Genomic DNA, 18,282 nt, shown 5'->3' with positions numbered 1-18,282 from the left:
GCCATAAACGCCCCAAGCAATCGCAGAGACAAACAGCGGCAAGATCCCGGGAATTAACGAGGCGCCATCTGCGACAGGAGCAAACTGCATCCCCGTGGCGGCGAGCAGATAAAACGGTAAACCCGCCCCGAAGGCAATCGCAAACAGATAACGTTTGGGCACAGAGACAATATGGCGCACCCGATGACGACTCAGCCAACCAAATAGGAGGGCCGCAGGCAAAAAGCGCAGTAGGGCAATATCGCCACTGGTTAACACTGACTGGCTGGCCTGACGTAAGGAGATAAACAGGCTCGCCCAAATGGTCACGGTGACAAGCATGGCGGCGAGGCCCAATAAACGTTGAGAGGTGGCAGGCATGGTTGATCACTTCCTTGTTAATGGATGTGGTTAGTGTGGCAGCGTCAAAGGAGGGATTGGTGGCAAATTAAAGGGTGATTTGCCATCATGTTGGCGTTTCTCATCTTTAATTATCTTTTTGTTGTTAAAAATCACTAAGGAAGCGATTTGGACAGTAAAGACAAAGCCATTCTGGCGCTGTTACAAGACGATGCGCGCCGCACGACCGCAGAGATTGCCGATGCGGTTGGCTTGTCGTTTTCGCCTTGTGCAAGGCGGATTAAGAAATTGGAAGCCGATGGGGTGATAGCGTCCTATCAGGTCACGCTCGACCGCCAGCGGATAGGGCTTAACATGACCTTTTTTGTCAATGTGAGCTTGAGCAATCACCGAGAAGAGGCGATTGTCACCTTTGAGCACGCGCTGGTGGAAATGGATGAAGTGATCAACGGCCACGTAATCTCAGGGACTTATGACTATTTACTGGAAGTGGTGACGCGAGATTTACCGCACTATGAAGCCTTTATGCGCCAGTTACAGACCCTAGCGATGGTTAAAGACATTAACACCAATGTGGCGATCCGCGCGGTAAAACAAGGCGCGGCGCTAAAAGTGTAGCGCCGCGTTATTATGTGAAATAGTGGTTAGCGAATAGCGATTAGCTAAGGTGCTGGCTCAGCCAGTCACTAAAGGCATTTTGGGGCAGGGCACCGTTGAGTACGTCAACGCGCTCGCCGTTTTTAAACACCATCAAGGTCGGAATACTGCGAATACGATACTGCGCGGCCAATGCTTGCTGCGCTTCGGTATCGATTTTGACAAAGCGTGCGCGGCCTTCTTCTTGCTCGGCCACTGCTGCAAAGGCAGGCGCGAAGCTTTGGCATGGTCCACACCACGGGGCCCAAAAATCGACCACGACAGGGACATCGCTATTTAGCAGCGCATTAAAATTATCATTGGTACCTTCAATCGGCTTACCGTCCAGCACATCAGACTGACACTTGCCGCATTTGGGGGCGTCATTCACCCGCTCGCTTGGAATGCGGTTCATGGATTGGCAGTGAGGGCAGCGTGAGGTCAAGATTGTCATGGTGTTTCCTCGTTGAATTATTTGTGCCTAATATAAGTGGATAATTCGGCTCGCCCCAGTTGAATTTATCAATCACTCAAATAGAAAAAGCCGATGACAAGGCACCGGCTTTCATTGCAGGCTATTGATGCATTTCGCGCTAGAGTGCGTCCACCACCTTGAGGATGGCACTGAGCATATCGCGACCGAAGGCTTGGCTGCGCGCAGGTGACCAGCCAAAGTCTGGATCCGGTTGGTCATTGTGATCTTTAAACGGCATTTCAACGGTATACGACAAGCAGTTGAAACGCTCACCAATCCAGTTCGAGCCCACGGTTAGATTGGCTTTACCGGGGGCGTCTTTGTCGTAGCCGTGCTCGTCTTGGAACTCTGGCGTCACGGTGAGTAAGGCACGCTTAAATCTGTCCTCTAAATCCGCCATGCGCGCGTCATAAGACGGGATCCCCTCGCAACCGGCAACAAAGTTATACGGAATCGCCTCATCACCGTGGATATCGAGGCACATTTTCACCCCTGTTTGCTCCATACGCGCACGAACATGATACACCTCGGGGCTGCGCTCAAGCGTAGGGGCTTGCCATTCGCGGTTTAAGTTGGCACCCACCGCATTAGTGCGCAAGTGGCCGCGCACACTGCCGTCGGGATTCATATTCGGCACCACGTAAACGTCGGCCTTTGCCAACAGCGCACGGGCGGTGGTGTCGGTGTCGTCAAGCAATCGGTCGAGCAACCCCTCGATAAACCATTCCGCCATGGTTTCGCCTGGGTGTTGGCGGGCAATCAGCCAAATCGGTGTTTTCGGTTGCGCAGACTCACTGAGCTCTGAGCGGATTTTCAGCAGGCTAATATCGCGCCCGTCCAAGGTCTGGCCGAGGGTTTCTAGCTGACATTGTGGATAGGTCTGCGCTTGGTGAATTAAATCCAGGTGGCGCTCATAGCTATACGGCGCGAAGTAGGCGAAATACATCGAACCATGTTGTGGCGTGACTTTAATGGTTAGGGTGTCGCCGTCAAATTCGGTGGGGACACGGAACCAGGTATCACGGTCGTATGAGGCGACCGCTTGATAATCTCTCCAGCCTTCAGGGTAGGCCGAACCTGCCAGTTGCTGAATATGCAGTGTGTGAGCCTGATTGACTTTCGCCTCTAAGCGAAAGTGAAACCACTGATAAAATTCAGACTGGTTGTCGTTATGAATGGCAAGTTGAATGTTGTTGATGTCGTCATCGTTAACAACGCGAATATTCCCGCTGTCGAACTGGCTAAAAATACGCATAGAGCATCCTTTATCGGTTTGAGAGGCCAGCTGTGTTTGCACCTGAGGGTAAGCCTTTTGTTATTTCCGCTTCTTCTGTTGCCTATTTGAGCAGACAACGGACGTTGACGGATTTATGCTGATTGAATCTCTGTGATTATCTTGCCGTGCCAACGGTGAGCTGGCAAGGTGCTATCTCGATCCAAGCCAATTCTCCAGGCTTTTGAACACAAAAAGGAGCCATTATGCAGCTTCACGATCAGACGTTACTCAAATCTCAGGCCTTAATTAACGGCAAATGGGTTGATGCCGATAGCCAACAAACCCGCGCAGTGACCAATCCTGCGAACGGAGAGCACTTGGCGACGGTACCCAATATGGGGGCGGAGGAAACCAGCCGCGCCATTGATGCGGCGGATGCGGCGTTACCCGAGTGGCGAGATTTAACCGCCAAAGCGCGGGCTGACGTGCTATATCGCTGGTACGAGCTGATGCTCGAGCATAAAGAGGACCTCGCCGCGATCATGACGGCTGAGCAAGGCAAGCCATTGAAAGAAGCGTCGGGAGAGATCCAATATGCGGCGTCGTTTTTACAGTGGTTTGCTGAAGAAGCGAAGCGCGTTTATGGCGCGACTATTCCCGCGGAGCAAGCGGACAAGCGTATTTCAGTGATCAAGCAGCCGATTGGCGTGACTGCGGCGATTACCCCGTGGAACTTTCCGGCGGCGATGATCACCCGTAAAGCGGCCGCCGCCCTGGCGGCAGGGTGTACCATGGTAGTGAAGCCTGCAAGCGATACGCCATTGTCGGCGCTGGCGCTAGGGGAGTTAGCGTTACGAGCTGGGGTGCCAGCTGGGGTGATCAGCGTGGTGACTGGGGCGTCGGGCCCCATCGGCGATACTTTATGCGCCGACAGACGCGTCCGTAAGCTCTCGTTTACCGGCTCCACCGAAATCGGCGCACAGCTGATGGAAAAATGTGCCCCAACCATTAAAAAGCTCTCGTTGGAGTTAGGTGGCAATGCGCCTTTCATTGTGTTTGATGATGCCGATATTGATGCCGCGGTTGAAGGTGCCATCGCGGCGAAGTTTCGTAATGCTGGGCAAACCTGTGTCTGTGTTAACCGCATTTACGTGCAAGCGGGCGTGTATGAAGCCTTTGCAGAAAAGTTTATCCAGGCGGTGAGTCAATTGCAGGTGGGTAAAGGCACCGACGACGGTGTAGACATTGGCCCACTCATTAACAAAGGGGCAATAGAAAAAGTGAATGCCCATCTGGATGATGCCAAGCAAAAAGGCGCTGCGATTGAGCTGGGTGGCGCGTGCCCTGAGCTGGGAGAAAACTACACTCAACCGGCGGTGATTAAATACGCGACCCCAGCGATGCAGATAGCTAAAGAAGAGACCTTCGGCCCCGTGGCCCCGCTATTTTCTTTTGAAGAAGAGGCGGATGCCATCGCCATGGCCAATGATACCGAATTTGGTCTCGCGTCTTACTTTTATGCCAAAGACATTAGCCGCGTGCATCGGGTAGCTGAAGCGTTGGAATACGGCATGGTGGGGATTAATACCGGCCTGATTTCGACCGCGGTCGCGCCCTTTGGTGGGGTGAAGCAATCGGGCCTTGGCCGTGAGGGATCACATTGGGGACTCGATGAATATCTAGAAATGAAGTACTTGTGTTTGGGCCTTTGATAACGTGAGCGATTTGTACCGCCAAGTGTTAAAAATTACTGACACGTAAAGCGGTTCTTACGCGGTTTATGGCAGTCAACTTGCCTCTAACGCCACCAAATTGGTGATAATTCAGGCAAGTTGACTGTTTTTTGGCGGCTTAGTGTATGAATATTTGCATTTGCCCACATCCGCTCTGTTGTTGGCTTTTCATCCGTGGTAAAACTCAAGTAATATGCGTAAGAGAAGTCCAACCGTTGCCTTGGTGCAGCATGTTGGCGAACCAAACCAAGTGGAGATACAAGTTTGATCAATGTGTTCCTTGTAGATGATCACGAGCTGGTTCGCACAGGGATTCGACGTCTTTTAGAAGACGTTCGTGGCATAAAAGTGGTAGGGGAAGCCGACAGCGGTGAAGCTGCACTCAAGTGGTGCCGGCAAAATCACGCCGATATTGTCCTAATGGACATGAATATGCCAGGTATCGGTGGGTTAGAGGCGACACGCAAGTTGCTTCGCTACTCGCCGGACGCCAAGATTATCGTGCTCACGATCCATACAGAAAACCCGTTCCCGACTAAGGTAATGCAAGCGGGCGCCGCGGGTTATTTGACCAAAGGCGCCGGTGCCGATGAAGTGGTGAACGCGATCCGCATGGTCAATAGTGGCCAGCGTTATATTTCACCGGACATTGCCCAGCAAATGGCACTCAGTCAGTTCTCTGCCTCTTCAGATAATCCTTTCAAAGAACTGTCAGAGCGTGAATTGCAGATCATGCTAATGATCACCAAAGGGCAAAAGGTTACCGACATTTCCGAGCAACTTAGCCTGAGCCCGAAAACGGTAAACAGTTACCGTTATCGCTTATTCAGCAAGTTGGGCATTAATGGCGATGTGGAATTGACCCACCTTGCTATCAGGCACGGCATGCTCGACACCGAAACCCTGTAACGCGAAGTAATCCAGGACGAGACCGCGCAGTGCCGAACACCTTCGACGCGAAAAGCTTTCTAAAAACCGTCCCTCACCAGCCTGGCGTTTATCGCATGATGAACGCCGCGGGTGAAATTATCTATGTGGGTAAGGCTAAAGATCTCAGTAAACGCCTAGCCAGCTACTTTCGGGTCCAGGTTTCCAGTGAGAAAACCAAAGCCTTGGTGCGGAACATCGCCGATGTAGAGGTGACGGTGACCCACACCGAAACCGAAGCGCTGATCCTCGAGCACAACCTGATCAAGCAGCACCGCCCCAAATACAATGTATTGCTGCGAGACGACAAGTCTTACCCTTATATCTATCTCAGTGCTCACGAGCATCCACGGCTGGCGATCCACCGCGGCGCGAAAAAGAAAAAGGGCGAATATTTTGGTCCCTTTCCTGATGCCAATGCGGTACGCAAAAGCCTGCATCTGTTGCAGAAAATATTCCCGGTTCGCCAGTGTGAAGACTCGGTGTATGCCAACCGCAGCCGGCCTTGCTTGATGTATCAAATTGGTCGCTGCTCCGGCCCTTGTGTACCAGGGCTGATGAGTGATGACGACTACGCCGAGCAAGTCAATTTTGCCCGTATGTTTTTACAAGGCAAAGACCGCGAAGTGATCGACAGCTTGGTGACCAAGATGGAAACCGCCAGCCAAGAGCTGCAATTTGAAAAGGCGGCGGAATACCGCGACCAAATCCAAGCGTTGCGCCGTGTGCAAGAGCAGCAGTTTGTTTCGCAAGACAGTGACGATGACATTGACGTTATCGGCTTTGCACTAGAAAACGGGGTAGCGTGCATTCATGTGCTCTTTTTGCGTCAGGGTAACGTGCTGGGCAGTCGTAGCCACTTTCCTAAGATGCCGGCAGAAACCGACCCTGGTGAAGTGGTTTCAAGTTTTGTCAGCCAGTTTTACTTGGCGCAAGCGGAAGGGCGCACCATTCCCAGCCATATTTTGATTTCTGACGATATCGGTGATGATCTTGGTTGGCTGTCAACTACCTTGAGTGAAATCGCCGGACGCAATGTGCGCCTACAAAGCCGTCCGCGTGGGGCCAGAGCCCGCTTTTTGAAGCTGGCCAACACCAATGCGCGCACCGCCCTGACCAGCAAAATCAATCATCGGATGACCATCCAGAATCGCTATCAAGCGCTGCAAGAAACCTTAGGCTTAGAGCCGGTTAAGCGCATGGAGTGCTTTGATATCAGCCACACCATGGGCGAGAAAACGGTCGCCTCTTGCGTGGTGTTCAACCAAGACGGGCCGCTGAAAAAAGAGTATCGCCGTTACAACATTGAGGGGATCACTGGTGGCGATGATTATGCCGCGATGGCGCAGGTACTGACGCGCCGTTATAGCAAGCAAGTCGAGCCAGAAAAAATCCCCGATATCATTGTGATTGATGGGGGTAAAGGCCAGCTCAGCCGCGCTTGGGAGGTGCTCGAGCCGCTGATCGCCGACTGGCCGGTTAACCCGCTTATTTTAGGGGTGGCTAAAGGGACCAGCCGTAAGCCAGGGCTTGAAACCTTGATTAAGGTCTCGGGCGAGGAGTTTTCGCTGCCCGCCGACTCACCCGCATTGCACCTTATTCAGCATATTCGCGATGAGAGCCACGATCATGCCATTGCCGGACACCGCGCGGCACGGGGTAAAGCGCGCAAGCAAAGTGTGCTCACCCAAATTGATGGCGTGGGCCCCAAACGTCGCCAGGCCTTACTGAAATACTTGGGCGGTATTCAAGAGCTGAAAAACGCCAGTGTTGAAGAAATCGCCAAGGTGCCCGGGATCAGCGCCACATTGGCAGAGAAAATTCATTCCTCATTGCAAGGTTAGTGGCAATGGGGCACCATAACCCAGTTAACCCTAAAATAAAAAGCTGAGCATGCGTCTAAATATACCTACCATTTTGACCTTTTTGCGCATTGCGCTTATTCCGGTCTTTGTTATTGCCTACTATTTGCCTTATGCCTGGGCGCCATTTGCGGCAGCACTCATTTTTGTGATTGCTGGTGCCACCGATTGGTTAGATGGTTATTTAGCGCGTCGCTTAAAGCAATCGACCCGTTTTGGCGCGTTTTTAGATCCCGTCGCCGACAAAGTGATGGTGGCGATTGCCATGGTGCTGATTGTCGAGCACTACGCCTCTATTTGGATTACCATTCCCGCGGCAACCATGATTGCGCGTGAGGTGATTATTTCAGCTCTGCGCGAGTGGATGGCTGAAATCGGCAAACGTGCCAGCGTCGCGGTCTCTTGGGTGGGTAAATTTAAAACCGGCTCGCAAATGTTCGCCCTGACCATGCTGCTTTGGCATGGCGCGCCGTGGATTGAATGGTTAGGCTATGTCGCGCTCTATGCCGCAACCGGCTTAACCTATTGGTCGATGTATCAATATATGATGGCGGCCAAAGACGACTTGCTCGCCGACCCGGACGATGAATAAACCGAGCACTGAGCAAACGCATTCACGCCCGTGACGTATCAATAAAAACGCAGCCACGATTGGGCTGCGTTTTTTGTTTGCTGCTGGTGGCAGCGCGCGTGAGTCTGCCTGTTTGGCGTCGCGCTTAAGCGAACCGCTGGACTTCGCGCTTTAGGATTAGCGCGGCTAGCTTAGCGCGGCTAGCCTAGCGCTTGGGAATGGTCAGCACAAAGGCCGCGCCTTGCAGCGGAGAGTCGCTGGCGTGGATGTTGCCATCGTAACTGGCAATGATTTCATCGCACACTGCTAACCCAATGCCGGTGCCAGGGTTGAGCTGATCGGCACGTACGCCACGCTGGAATATGCTTTCCCGATATTGCGCTGGTACCCCGGGGCCATCGTCTTCAATCGCCAGTTGCCACACTTCGCCGTGATCGTCGAGCCGGATTTGCACGGTTTCAAGGCAAAACCGATAGGCGTTTTCCAGCAAGTTACCGAGTAACTCCATCAAATCACTGCGGTGCACCGGTAAAGAGGCGCTTTCATCAAACGCTCGCACCACTTTCACCGGTTTATCGCGATAGGCCTTATCTAACATGCCCGTCAGGCTATCAATCGGTGCGGTCAGTGGGCTGTCTTCGCGTTTCAGGCCACATTGCCCCACCAATGCGCGTTTGAGCTGATATTGCACCATGTCATCCATCTGGCTGACTTGCTCCAAAATCCGCTTATTCAGCTGCTCGCGCGACAGATGATTATCATCGAGCAGGGCATTGGTGGCGGATAAACGCGTTTTTAAGCTGTGCGCCAAATCATCCATGGCGTGGCGATAACGGGATTTTTGCTTTTCCCGCTGAGTGATCATCCGGTTAAGCGCTTGGGTGACATCTTGCAGCTCGTCAGGGTAATCGTTATCCAGTGTCTGCTGGCGTGATTCAGTAATCGCGATCAGCTCTTTGGCTAAGCGTCGCAGTGGCGAGAAGCTCCAATGGCACGCGGCAACCACCAGTGCCGACGCCGAGACAAACAGCAAGCTGATGTAAAACCACGTCTCTGCTTCTAAATCGGCTAACTGTTGTTTTTGTTTGTCGACGTTGCGCAGTACAAACAAGCGGTTCTCGCTTTCACCGGGTTGTTTTTCTGATGAAAGTCGCTGCGCCACCACGTTAAAGCCAGCAATGGAAAGATACTGCGGCTTTTTCGCTTCGTTAGGGATCAGCGTGCAGATATCGTCGATATTAAACGCTTGCACATCGCGCGAGGTCCACAGCGTGTGATTATCGGGCGTACATAGCACCGACATATAATCGCTGCTGGACGGGTCAAGCGATTGGATCCAAGCGGTCAGCTGGTCAGCGCGGATCAGCCCGTCTTTACTGAGCTGCGCCATCACCATCGGAATTTGTGAGGCCAGATCGCGCGAGTAAGCCGCCATTGAATTTTGCTGATACAGCTTATTAATCAAGGCCGCAAGCGCAATCGAGAAAAGCAGAATAATGCCAATCGAGGTGGCGAGCACTCGGGTGCGCAGTCGAGGGCGACATTGGCAAAGGGTAAATTGGCCTAGTTTCATGGTTTACTCAGCTTGGATCTCGAACAGGTAGCCTTGGCCACGCACAGTCGAGATGGGGTTGTCGTGTCCGGTTTGGATCAGCTTTTTACGCAGACGACTGATCATCACCTCAATGGTGTTAGGGTCGCCATCTTGGTCATGATACAGCACATCGAGCAAGCGTTGTTTAGAGATCACTTCGCGACTGTGACGAATCAGGTACTCAAACAAATCATACTCAAAGGCGGTCAGCTCTAGCGCTTGTCCGTTGACGGTGACTGATTTCGCCAACAGATCTAACTCGATATCGCCAGCGGTGATAGTGGGCTTCACAAAACCCGCACTGCGGCGCACCAATGCGTTTAATCGCGCCACCAGTTCCGGTTTTTGAAACGGCTTTACCAGGTAGTCATCGGCACCGGCATCTAAGCCCGTGACTTTATCTTGCCAATTGGCGCGCGCGGTGAGGACCAAAATCGGCAGGCGCAGCCCTTTGGCGCGAATATCACGAATTAGGCTAATGCCATCTTGATCGGGCAGACCAAGGTCAACAATGGCAATATCATTGGGGTATTGGTCAGCGTAATAAAGCCCTTCGCTGGCAGTGCTGGCACAGCGAACATGGTGGCCGAGTTCACTGAGTTCGGTGTTCAGGTGATGACTTAAAATCGAGTCATCTTCAATAATAAGAACCTGCATAAAAGCCCCTGTAAAACAAAAAAGCGCCCGAGGTGGACGCCTTTATTATAGGTTTAATAAACTGAATTTTGGCTGACTCAGCGACCGTCTCCGGCGTGACGTTACATCAAAATAATCATCAAGGTGCCGGCCAAGGTCAAAATAACGTTGGCAATCGCGTAAGTGCCCGCGTAGCCCAAGGCAGGAATGGTGCTGCGAGCATGCTCGTTGATCATATCCATCGCCGGCGCACAGGTTCTTGCCCCGATGATTGCGCCAAACAAGAGCGCGCGGTTCATCTTCAGCACATAGGCGCCAATCAAATAGGCGACAATCACTGGAATAACACTGATCACAATACTGGCCAGGATCACCGAAAAGCCCATGTCCGCGATGTAATCAAACAGGCGACTACCGGCACTCAGTCCAATGCCAGCCATAAAGGTCATCAGGCCAAGATCTTTCACCATATTTAGCGCCCCTTGGGGCACATAGCCGAAAGTGGGGTGGTTGGCACGTAAAAAGCCGAGGCTGATCCCCGCCAACAGCAAGCCAGCGGCATTACCCAGGCCAAAGGTCACTTGGCCGAAGGTGAGGGTGATCATCCCCAAGCCCAGCCCCAAAATAAAGAAGCAGCAAAACGCGAGCAAATCTGACATCTGGCTATGAATCGAAATAAAACCGATGCGGTCGGCCAAGCCTTTTACCCGGCTTTTCTCACCACTGATTTGCAGCACATCGCCTTTGTTGAGGATAATCCCTTGATCCATCGGCATCTCAACCTGAGCGCGCACCACACGGTTTAAAAAGCAGCCGTATTCCGACAGATTTAAATCCGACAGTTTTTTCTGCGCCACGCTGTCGTTTTTCACCACGATTTCTTCCTCAACAATGCGTAAGTCGAGCAGATCGCGGTCAAACACTTCTTTACCGTTACGGAAGCTCGGGTCTAGCCGCGCATGGCTGTCGGGGTAGCCCACCAAGGCAATCTCGTCGCCTTGCTGCAAAATGGCATCCCCATCAGGGTTAGCCAAAATGCCGTTACGGCGAATGCGCTCGATATAACAGCCGGTTTGGCGATAAATACCCAACTCACGCAGGTTGCGGCCATCAATCCAATCGATCAATTCAGGCCCGACCCGATAGGCGCGAATAATGGGTAAATAGACCTTACGCTGTGATTCACTGCCCAAGCCGCGCTCAATCGCAATCTGTTGAGCGGAGTGCTCAAGGTTATGGCGCTGCAACTTCGGCATCAATTTCGCCAGCACAATCAAGCTCACCAGGCCGGTGAGGTAGGCCATGGCATAGCCGACACTGAGGTTATCAATCATCATTCCCAGCTGTTCGCCTTCTGCACCGGTTAAGCCGGAGTTAAGCGCATCTTTCGCGCCCACCAATACCGGAGTGGCGGTAAGCGCGCCTGCCATCATGCCGGTGGCAATGCTGATATCCAGCCCCAAATGGTTTTGGAAGAACAGGGTTAAGCCAATGGCGCTGAGTAACACCGCCAAGGCAAGCAACAGGTATGATTTTCCGTCACGGAAAAAGACGCCAAAAAAGTTAGGCCCCGCCTCAATCCCTACGCAATAGATAAACAGCATAAAGCCGATGCTGAGGGTATCAGGCGAGAAGGTGAACCCCGCGTTACCGAAAATGATCGCGGTAAACAGTACACCGATGGATCCACCCAATTGCACATTACCAATCTTGACCTTTCCAACCGCAAGGCCCATGGCAAGTACCACAAAAAGGAGCAAAATATCGTTTTGGAGCAGGAGGTTATTGACGTCTATATTCACAGCACAAATGTCCGACAGAGCGTGCAGGGGGTTAATGTGGTGAAAATTATACCAACCTTAATCACACTTTGTTGTACAAATTTAGTGAAATAAAGATTAATTTTGCGTAAAAAAACACCAGTTGCACGTTTTTTGGAAGCATCCACAAAAAATGGCACCCCCGACTGGCTTTTTAGACGCACCAACACGCCCGCAAGATCTCGGCCAAATCCTCGAAGCAATCTCACAGAATTAGCGCTAGCTAACATTTTGGACATTAGGGAATGAAAACGTTATCACGCCTCTGTTAGGCTAATCCTTGCTACAAAAAGGGAAATGGCCTATCGGATGCCCAAAACCGGCGGGCGGTAGCGTGGGAAGTATTTCATTAGTAGGTAATTAGATTAGAAAAGGGCGCATAGCCGTTTTGAAAAATCAAGCGTTCGCGCCAGTTATAGTATTAAATCCAAGTAAAGGGGATGAAACGATGAGTGAAGTGATTGAACACTCGGATGACAGTGCCCAATCCGTTCGGGTTGGAGATGGACAAAACTCTCCCACTATACCAATAAAGGTTTACCAGGATATTTATCATCAAATTACAGGGAGGACTGAAAAAATAAAAAAGACATCTGATGAAAACCTTCTTATTGGGATGCAAGAAATAGAACAGCTACACCATAAGATTATCCAGCTGTGTGATGTCCATAAAATCGTTGCAAGAAACGAAACAGTCTCGATTTTCCATGATCAGGACCGCAGCGAGCAATTCACCTCTTTTGAGCGATTTCTGGCTTACAACTCAAACTCCGCAAGTCCAACGATAAATTTAGTGTTGAAATATAATTTTGCAATCGTAGTTGCGGGGAGAAAGAACCCTCAGGAATATGTTGTCACTATTAAGTTAGCATCCAGAGTAGCCCTAATTAAAAAGTTAAAGGAGGATGCCCCTCCCTTTGTTCCAAGCCATTTTTTCTCTGCAATGGCAGGCGATGTCGCTGAGGTTAAGGTTGAGTACGCTGATTACGTCGTAGCACGAGGCTTTGTTGAGGCTTTTGAAGAATGGGTTAAAGGTTGTGAGACTGATGTAGAGCCAAAACCAATAAAGGTCTTAAAAAGGTATTCATTTTTATTTCCCAAAGCTTTCGGTCCGTTGGTTGCGGCATCTACTCTTTTTTACACACTAGGTTACATTGAAGAAAGTCAGATATCTGCTCTTGATGCAGTATATGTCACTAAACTTTTTAGCATTGTTTTGGTGGGTTTATATATATTAGTGACGTTCGCCGTTTTTGCTGGGAAACTAATCGAAAGCTCGATCGATAGATATATGCCTACTTCCTATTTAAACCTTAATCGTGGCGACTCAAAATTAATAAATGGATTTAAGGGAGGGAAAAAGATTAGGTGGGCAGAGTTTGTGTCAGGTTCAATACTTACAATAATTCTCGGAATAGCCTCGAGCAAACTTGCGACCTTAATCAATTTTTAAAAATAAGCTACTGCGGCGTTTACTATATTGGTTGTTTAGTTTGCGGGCGCACATTCTGCAAGTTTTATAATTTCGGATTGCCAGCTTCAGGGCACGTCTATAAATAGGATACAAAATGAATGATTTGAGTGATGGCGAGTTGTTTTTGCAAGTAGAGGAACACTTGAAGTGTAGTGAGCAAAATTGGCTACTGGGTGCAGGAATAAGTTTTGATGCTAATTTACCGCTTATGTACCCTTTAACGAATAAAGTTAAAACGGACATGGAAGCTAGTCATAAGAAGTTATATGAGGATATTATCACTCCACTATTTGAAGAGTTGCCAGAGAAATGTCATATAGAGCATGTTCTTAGCCATCTTGGCGACTACGCTGCGTTAGCTGAAAGGAACAAAGAAAAGAAAATAGTAATTCGAGGGACGGAAGTTGAGCTAGCTACTCTAGAAGAGGTACATAACTCAATTCTCGAATCTATCTCAAATGTGATCCGCTGTGGATACGTTGAAGATAAGGATGGAAATAAAGTTAATGAAGGGAAGCTGGATGCGCCAATCGTCGATATTGAATCCCATTTAGAGTTTATCGATACTCTGTTTAATCATGCGTCAGCTGGTGTTCATGAGCGAAGAAAAACAGTCAATATTTTCACAACCAATTATGACACTCTTTTGGAAGATGCATTAGCACTAAATAAAGTGCCGTACTGGGACGGTTTTGCAGGAGGAGCTGTAGCTCACCGTACTCAGAGATATGGCGAACCAGCACCAACAAACGGGCAACGAGCAAACTTAATCAAGATGCATGGGTCGATAGATTGGTTTCTTTGTGATAAAGGCTATGTCTGGCGAGTTAGGAACAATGACCGCTATCCCAAGGTAGATCGTCGCGTTCTAATTTACCCTCAAGCAACAAAATACATTGCTACTCAGCAAGATCCTTTTTCTTCTCAGTTTGATTTGTTCAGAAAATCTCTAAATTCTCGTCAAAGTAATACGTTAGCGGTTTGTGGTTACAGTTTTGGCGATGATCACATTAATAATGAAATTGAGTTCGCTTTATCTAAAGAAGAAAACAAAACAGTACTATTAGCATTTCTGGAGTGTAGGGATGAAATACCAGTATGTTTAGAAAAGTGGCGTAATTCAAGTTTTGGTTCAAGAGTGCTTATTGCTTCATTGCATGGTTTATATGTTGGAAGTCAAGGCCCATTTAAAAGAAAAGACGATGATGATTATTGGTGGACATTCAAAGGTGTAACATCAGTACTAAGGAATGGATGCGAGGTTTAGTTATGTTTACACCAGAAGATGAGTTAAAGATTGGACAGGTTGTTGAAGTATCTGGAACTAACATTAAGGTAGAGATATCCGATAAAATATCTGAGCTGTCTAGGACATTCAATGGTCGCGTTTACCCTATCGGTCAAATAGGTAGCATGGTTAAAATTCACTATGGTCGCAAAATGATTTTTGGCTTGGTGACAATGCTCAGAATGCGATCAGAAGAGTTAATTGAAGCAGGTATGCCCGTAACTGCTGATTCTGATCAGCGTGTAATGGAAGTCCAACTTCTAGCTGAAGGCAGCTGGAATAATACAAAATCATCTTTGGCTTTCAAACGTGGCATTAAAACTTACCCTTTACCTCAGCAAGGCGTATTCCTTCTAACCAACGAGGAAATTTCTTTTGTCTACCGATCCGCTGAAGGTACAAGAGATGATGAAGTAGATCCATTAGTTCCTTTTGCGTTTTACAGTGCTTCTGAATCTACAGCTTGTCGGGCTAACATTAATAAAATGTTTGGTATGCATTGTGCTGTTCTCGGTTCTACAGGATCAGGTAAGTCAGGTGCCGTTGCTACGATCATTCATAGTGTACTATCGCATAAAAATAATGAGAAAGAACTGTCTCCTCAGATAGTGGTTGTTGACCCTCATGGAGAGTATGGTTCGGCTTTTAAGGATAGAGCGGTACAGTACCGAGCATACGATGTCGCAGCAGGTAACGACGGCCAAGAAGAGATAAAGCTACCGTATTGGTTAATGTCTAGCGACGAGTTTACTAATCTGATTATTGGAAAGACAGAAAGAAGTGCTACTAGCCAGAATAATGCAGTTCAGAAAGCGCTAGCTCATGCAAGAATGGTTGCTGCTAAAATTGTAAAGCCTTGCCCTAGTGATTTCGGGACAAATGAACTAGATGATTTAGAAAATTTTGATGATCATAATCCTTGTGATGGTAAAGATACATCGGACATTCTGGAATTCGACCGTGATAAACCTAGACCATTCTGTCTGGAAGAATTTGAAAATCATATAAAGTATATACAGGGCGGCAGAAGAACCAGTGCTGGCCATGTAAGCCTATCAAATACTGATCTGGCAAAATCACCTGTTCCCTCCATTCTGGATAAGCTCAAGGTTCTTCGAAGAGATACTCGGCTTTCATTTATGATGAAGTGTTGGGTTGATAACGATGCAGAAATAAAGCTACATCAAGTATTGAATCAATTCATTGGTGCACCTAGTCAGGCAGGAAAAGATATTAGGATTATTGATATTTCAGGTTTGCCAAATGAAGTTGCAGGCCCGCTTTCCGCGCTAATTGCTAGGTTACTTTTTCAGTATAAAGTATTCCAGACTCAAGAAGAGAAAGAGAAAGATCCTATTCTACTGGTTTGCGAAGAAGCACATAGATATGTTCCCGATCATGGGGAGGCCCAGTACGCAGCTGCTCAGGGAGCAATAAGACGCATAGCAAGAGAGGGCCGAAAATACGGAATTGGCTTGATGCTGGTAAGTCAGCGGCCAGCCGATGTAGACAGTACAGTTATTTCTCAGTGTGGTACGTGGGTTGTATTAAGACTTACAAATTCAGCCGATCAACAGCATGTCGCACGATTTTTACCAGATGGATTATCTGGAATGGTAGGTGCGTTACCGATTTTATCTCAGCAAGAAGCAATTTTTGTTGGTGAAGGAGCTGCGCTTCCTTCTAGGATAAGAGTAAGGGATCTAAAAGAAGAGCAATTACCGAAATCAAATACGATACCATTTGCTCAAGGCTGGGCTAGTGATCGTCTAGATATTAAAGAACTGGAGGAGATATCTAAAAGGATGTGTAGTTAAACACCTATTGCTCGTTCCCACGCTCCTGCGTGGGAATGCATATCTAGCTCTTGCTATTATTCAAACACAAACAGCAACATAACCAGTGTTATATTATTCTGCCTAGGGCGTTGAACTGGCTTGTTCGCTACAGATATTGACGCTGTCCGCTAGTGTAAGAACAGAGGTCAAGTGCAGTTCGGTGATCTTGTGGCCAACTCTGCCTATGATTAAAAATCCATATACATTCCCACGCAGGAGCGTGGGAACGAGTTAACTTAACGAAAAGTAAAACCGTATTATACTTGCATCATATTATTAATGCTTCCTGTAATGATTTTTTTAGTAGGTGGTGACTTTAAATTGGTGTGTGGTTTTTTATAGGGATATATTTTCCTAATTTTCAGTATTGACAAGGATTGATTATGTCGAAATTAGTTATAGAAACAAGCGATGATATTAAACGAGCCAAAGAACTGTTGGGAAAAAGCATCCCAATGTATCGAGAGGCATATAGTGATAGAACGGCTTGGTTAATGGCATGTTTCGCTGAGCTTGCTTATTTTAAATTCAATCCGCCTGTTATTACAGAAGATGTCGGTAAAAGAATTGAGAGTATGCTTTTGGCGGGGAAAGAAAATAGCCATATGCTAAAAGCATCAATTCTATTAGCTGTACAGAAGTTTAGTTATGATCACGTAGAAGAAAAGCGGCTTCTTGAAAAGCAACTTCAGACACTTGATGCTGAACTTGTCGCTACGTTCAATGCAAATGGCAGCCAGGCAATATTGATTAAAACTAATGATTTTATCGTCTTATCATTTCGTGGCACTGAGCCACTCGAGTTAAAAGATATAAAATCAGATGCTCATGCCACTCTAACTAAATGTGTGACTGAGGGGAGAGTTCACTCTGGATTTCATGATGCGTATAACTCAATCGAAGTAGAAGTCAGTCAGGCACTCGAACAGTATAGAGAACTACCACTATTTATTACAGGGCACTCTCTTGGCGGAGCACTGGCAACAATAGCTGCGAAGAGGATAACTCACAGCGGCGGTAATGCAGCATGTTATACATTTGGCGCCCCCAGAGTGTCAGACGATCATTGGCTTATGACAATGAAAACACCAATTTACCGAGTAGTGAATGCGTCTGATGGCGTAACTATGGTACCACCACCCAATATGTTTATAGAGCCTCTTTCTTGGATTTTAAGTTTTACACCTGCAGTGGGGGGTAAATTAAAATCTTTTCTTCGAGATAAGTTCGGAGGTTATATTCACGGTGGTGATATGCGTTTTCTAACAAATGTCAAAACTGGTGAATACGATAAGGCTAGATTACTTACTCATGTTAATATTTGGTACCGGCTTAAAGGATGGATGAGGAAGAAGTTCACCTGGAAAAAATTTGGAACAGACCATAGCATGTCAGTCTACCGTTCGAAGCTGGCATTTATCGCTTTGCGCAGGAATTGAAACAGTAACAGCTTTGATTTCTCGTTCCCACGCTCCCGCATGGGAATGCATATCTAGCTCTTGCTATCATTCAAACACAAACAGCAACATGACCAGTGTTATATTATTCTGTCTAGGGCGTTGAATTGGCTTGCTCGCTACAGGTATTGACGCTGTCCGCTAGTGTTAGAACAACGATCAAGTGCAGTTCGGTGATCTCGTAGCGAACCCTGCTTATGATTCAAATCCATATACATTCCCACGCAGGAGCGTGGGAACGAGTTACGGAAAAAATATATAGAAGGTCTCTTGCTGCGGTCTCACCGCTGCCTGCCAATCATGTGACAGGGCCACTAGACATTATTTCTAGTTCCCACGCTCCAGCGTGGGAACGAATTATGGAGAATGACTTTTCCGTGGTCATTCACCGCGTGAAGAGAAAAGTGGTACTTGGA

The 18,282-nt window shown here is 48.3% G+C and carries 14 protein-coding genes and 1 pseudogene; 9 read left to right on the top strand and 6 right to left on the bottom strand.

The features are described from left to right. Positions 1 to 360, bottom strand: a pseudogene (locus C7A19_RS12030) (EamA/RhaT family transporter); the annotation flags it as partial. Between the two features lie 147 nt (positions 361 to 507). Here C7A19_RS12030 and C7A19_RS12025 point away from each other — a divergent pair. Next, the gene (locus C7A19_RS12025) at positions 508 to 957 is read left to right on the top strand and encodes an Lrp/AsnC family transcriptional regulator (protein ID WP_074212533.1); all 450 of its coding nucleotides are present in this window, start codon (positions 508 to 510) and stop codon (positions 955 to 957) included. A 40-nt stretch (positions 958 to 997) separates the two neighbouring features. Here the strand turns inward: C7A19_RS12025 and trxC are convergent, their stop codons facing one another. Beyond that, on the bottom strand, positions 998 to 1,429 hold the full coding sequence (gene trxC / locus C7A19_RS12020; RefSeq protein WP_069362733.1) for a thioredoxin TrxC: 432 nt from the start codon (positions 1,427 to 1,429) through the stop codon (positions 998 to 1,000). Between the two features lie 139 nt (positions 1,430 to 1,568). Beyond that, positions 1,569 to 2,705, bottom strand: a complete 1,137-nt coding sequence (locus tag C7A19_RS12015; protein ID WP_116644988.1) for a M14-type cytosolic carboxypeptidase — start codon at positions 2,703 to 2,705, stop codon at positions 1,569 to 1,571. A gap of 224 nt (positions 2,706 to 2,929) precedes the next feature. Here C7A19_RS12015 and C7A19_RS12010 point away from each other — a divergent pair, with 224 nt between their 5' ends. The 4 genes from C7A19_RS12010 to pgsA all read left to right on the top strand — a co-directional run bounded on the left by C7A19_RS12010 (position 2,930) and on the right by pgsA (position 7,780). Next, entirely contained in the window at positions 2,930 to 4,378 is a 1,449-nt protein-coding gene (locus tag C7A19_RS12010) for an NAD-dependent succinate-semialdehyde dehydrogenase (RefSeq protein ID WP_077653261.1), read from the top strand. Positions 4,379 to 4,663: 285 nt separating this feature from the next. Then, positions 4,664 to 5,308, top strand: a complete 645-nt coding sequence (gene uvrY / locus C7A19_RS12005) for a UvrY/SirA/GacA family response regulator transcription factor (protein ID WP_046073101.1) — start codon at positions 4,664 to 4,666, stop codon at positions 5,306 to 5,308. 29 nt (positions 5,309 to 5,337) lie between these two features. Next, entirely contained in the window at positions 5,338 to 7,170 is a 1,833-nt protein-coding gene (gene uvrC / locus C7A19_RS12000) for an excinuclease ABC subunit UvrC (RefSeq protein WP_116644987.1), read from the top strand. 49 nt (positions 7,171 to 7,219) lie between these two features. Continuing rightward, entirely contained in the window at positions 7,220 to 7,780 is a 561-nt protein-coding gene (gene pgsA / locus C7A19_RS11995) for a CDP-diacylglycerol--glycerol-3-phosphate 3-phosphatidyltransferase (RefSeq protein WP_069362736.1), read from the top strand. Positions 7,781 to 7,964: 184 nt separating this feature from the next. Here pgsA and C7A19_RS11990 read toward each other — a convergent pair whose 3' ends face one another. The 3 genes from C7A19_RS11990 to C7A19_RS11980 form a co-directional block, all read right to left on the bottom strand. Further along, the gene (locus C7A19_RS11990) at positions 7,965 to 9,332 is read right to left on the bottom strand and encodes an ATP-binding protein (RefSeq protein ID WP_116644986.1); all 1,368 of its coding nucleotides are present in this window, start codon (positions 9,330 to 9,332) and stop codon (positions 7,965 to 7,967) included. Between the two features lie 3 nt (positions 9,333 to 9,335). Then, positions 9,336 to 10,010: a response regulator gene (locus C7A19_RS11985; RefSeq protein WP_046073104.1), complete on the bottom strand. Its 675-nt coding sequence runs from the start codon at positions 10,008 to 10,010 to the stop codon at positions 9,336 to 9,338. Positions 10,011 to 10,111: 101 nt separating this feature from the next. Continuing rightward, entirely contained in the window at positions 10,112 to 11,791 is a 1,680-nt protein-coding gene (locus tag C7A19_RS11980) for an aspartate:alanine antiporter (RefSeq protein ID WP_116644985.1), read from the bottom strand. A 466-nt stretch (positions 11,792 to 12,257) separates the two neighbouring features. Between C7A19_RS11980 and C7A19_RS11975 the strand changes: the two genes are divergently transcribed. From C7A19_RS11975 to C7A19_RS11960, 4 genes are all read left to right on the top strand, one after another. Continuing rightward, positions 12,258 to 13,262 (top strand): hypothetical protein, encoded by a 1,005-nt coding sequence (locus tag C7A19_RS11975; protein WP_116644984.1) that lies wholly within the window; start codon positions 12,258 to 12,260, stop codon positions 13,260 to 13,262. 115 nt (positions 13,263 to 13,377) lie between these two features. Next, positions 13,378 to 14,550: an SIR2 family protein gene (locus C7A19_RS11970; protein WP_116644983.1), complete on the top strand. Its 1,173-nt coding sequence runs from the start codon at positions 13,378 to 13,380 to the stop codon at positions 14,548 to 14,550. Between the two features lie 2 nt (positions 14,551 to 14,552). Further along, a complete protein-coding gene (locus tag C7A19_RS11965; protein WP_116644982.1) occupies positions 14,553 to 16,388 on the top strand; it encodes an ATP-binding protein in 1,836 nt (611 codons plus the stop codon). Positions 16,389 to 16,792: 404 nt separating this feature from the next. Beyond that, positions 16,793 to 17,848, top strand: a complete 1,056-nt coding sequence (locus tag C7A19_RS11960) for a lipase family protein (protein ID WP_116644981.1) — start codon at positions 16,793 to 16,795, stop codon at positions 17,846 to 17,848. The last annotated feature ends 434 nt before the right edge of the window (positions 17,849 to 18,282 follow it).

The sequence above is a fragment of the Salinivibrio sp. HTSP genome (assembly GCF_003390965.1).
Taxonomy (GTDB): domain Bacteria; phylum Pseudomonadota; class Gammaproteobacteria; order Enterobacterales; family Vibrionaceae; genus Salinivibrio; species Salinivibrio kushneri.
Note: the sequence above shows the minus strand (reverse complement) of the source record. Positions and strands in the feature narration are given on the sequence as shown.

What these genes read in the sequence shown, in the direction of transcription:
- C7A19_RS12010 (WP_077653261.1), top strand. Translation starts at nt 2,930, where the DNA reads ATGCAGCTTCACGATCAGACGTTACTCAAATCTCAGGCCTTAATTAAC.
- C7A19_RS11960 (WP_116644981.1), top strand. Translation starts at nt 16,793, where the DNA reads ATGTCGAAATTAGTTATAGAAACAAGCGATGATATTAAACGAGCCAAA.
- C7A19_RS12015 (WP_116644988.1), bottom strand. Translation starts at nt 2,705, where the DNA reads ATGCGTATTTTTAGCCAGTTCGACAGCGGGAATATTCGCGTTGTTAAC.
- trxC (WP_069362733.1), bottom strand. Translation starts at nt 1,429, where the DNA reads ATGACAATCTTGACCTCACGCTGCCCTCACTGCCAATCCATGAACCGC.
- C7A19_RS11990 (WP_116644986.1), bottom strand. Translation starts at nt 9,332, where the DNA reads ATGAAACTAGGCCAATTTACCCTTTGCCAATGTCGCCCTCGACTGCGC.
- pgsA (WP_069362736.1), top strand. Translation starts at nt 7,220, where the DNA reads ATGCGTCTAAATATACCTACCATTTTGACCTTTTTGCGCATTGCGCTT.
- C7A19_RS11965 (WP_116644982.1), top strand. Translation starts at nt 14,553, where the DNA reads ATGTTTACACCAGAAGATGAGTTAAAGATTGGACAGGTTGTTGAAGTA.
- C7A19_RS11975 (WP_116644984.1), top strand. Translation starts at nt 12,258, where the DNA reads ATGAGTGAAGTGATTGAACACTCGGATGACAGTGCCCAATCCGTTCGG.
- C7A19_RS11985 (WP_046073104.1), bottom strand. Translation starts at nt 10,010, where the DNA reads ATGCAGGTTCTTATTATTGAAGATGACTCGATTTTAAGTCATCACCTG.
- C7A19_RS11970 (WP_116644983.1), top strand. Translation starts at nt 13,378, where the DNA reads ATGAATGATTTGAGTGATGGCGAGTTGTTTTTGCAAGTAGAGGAACAC.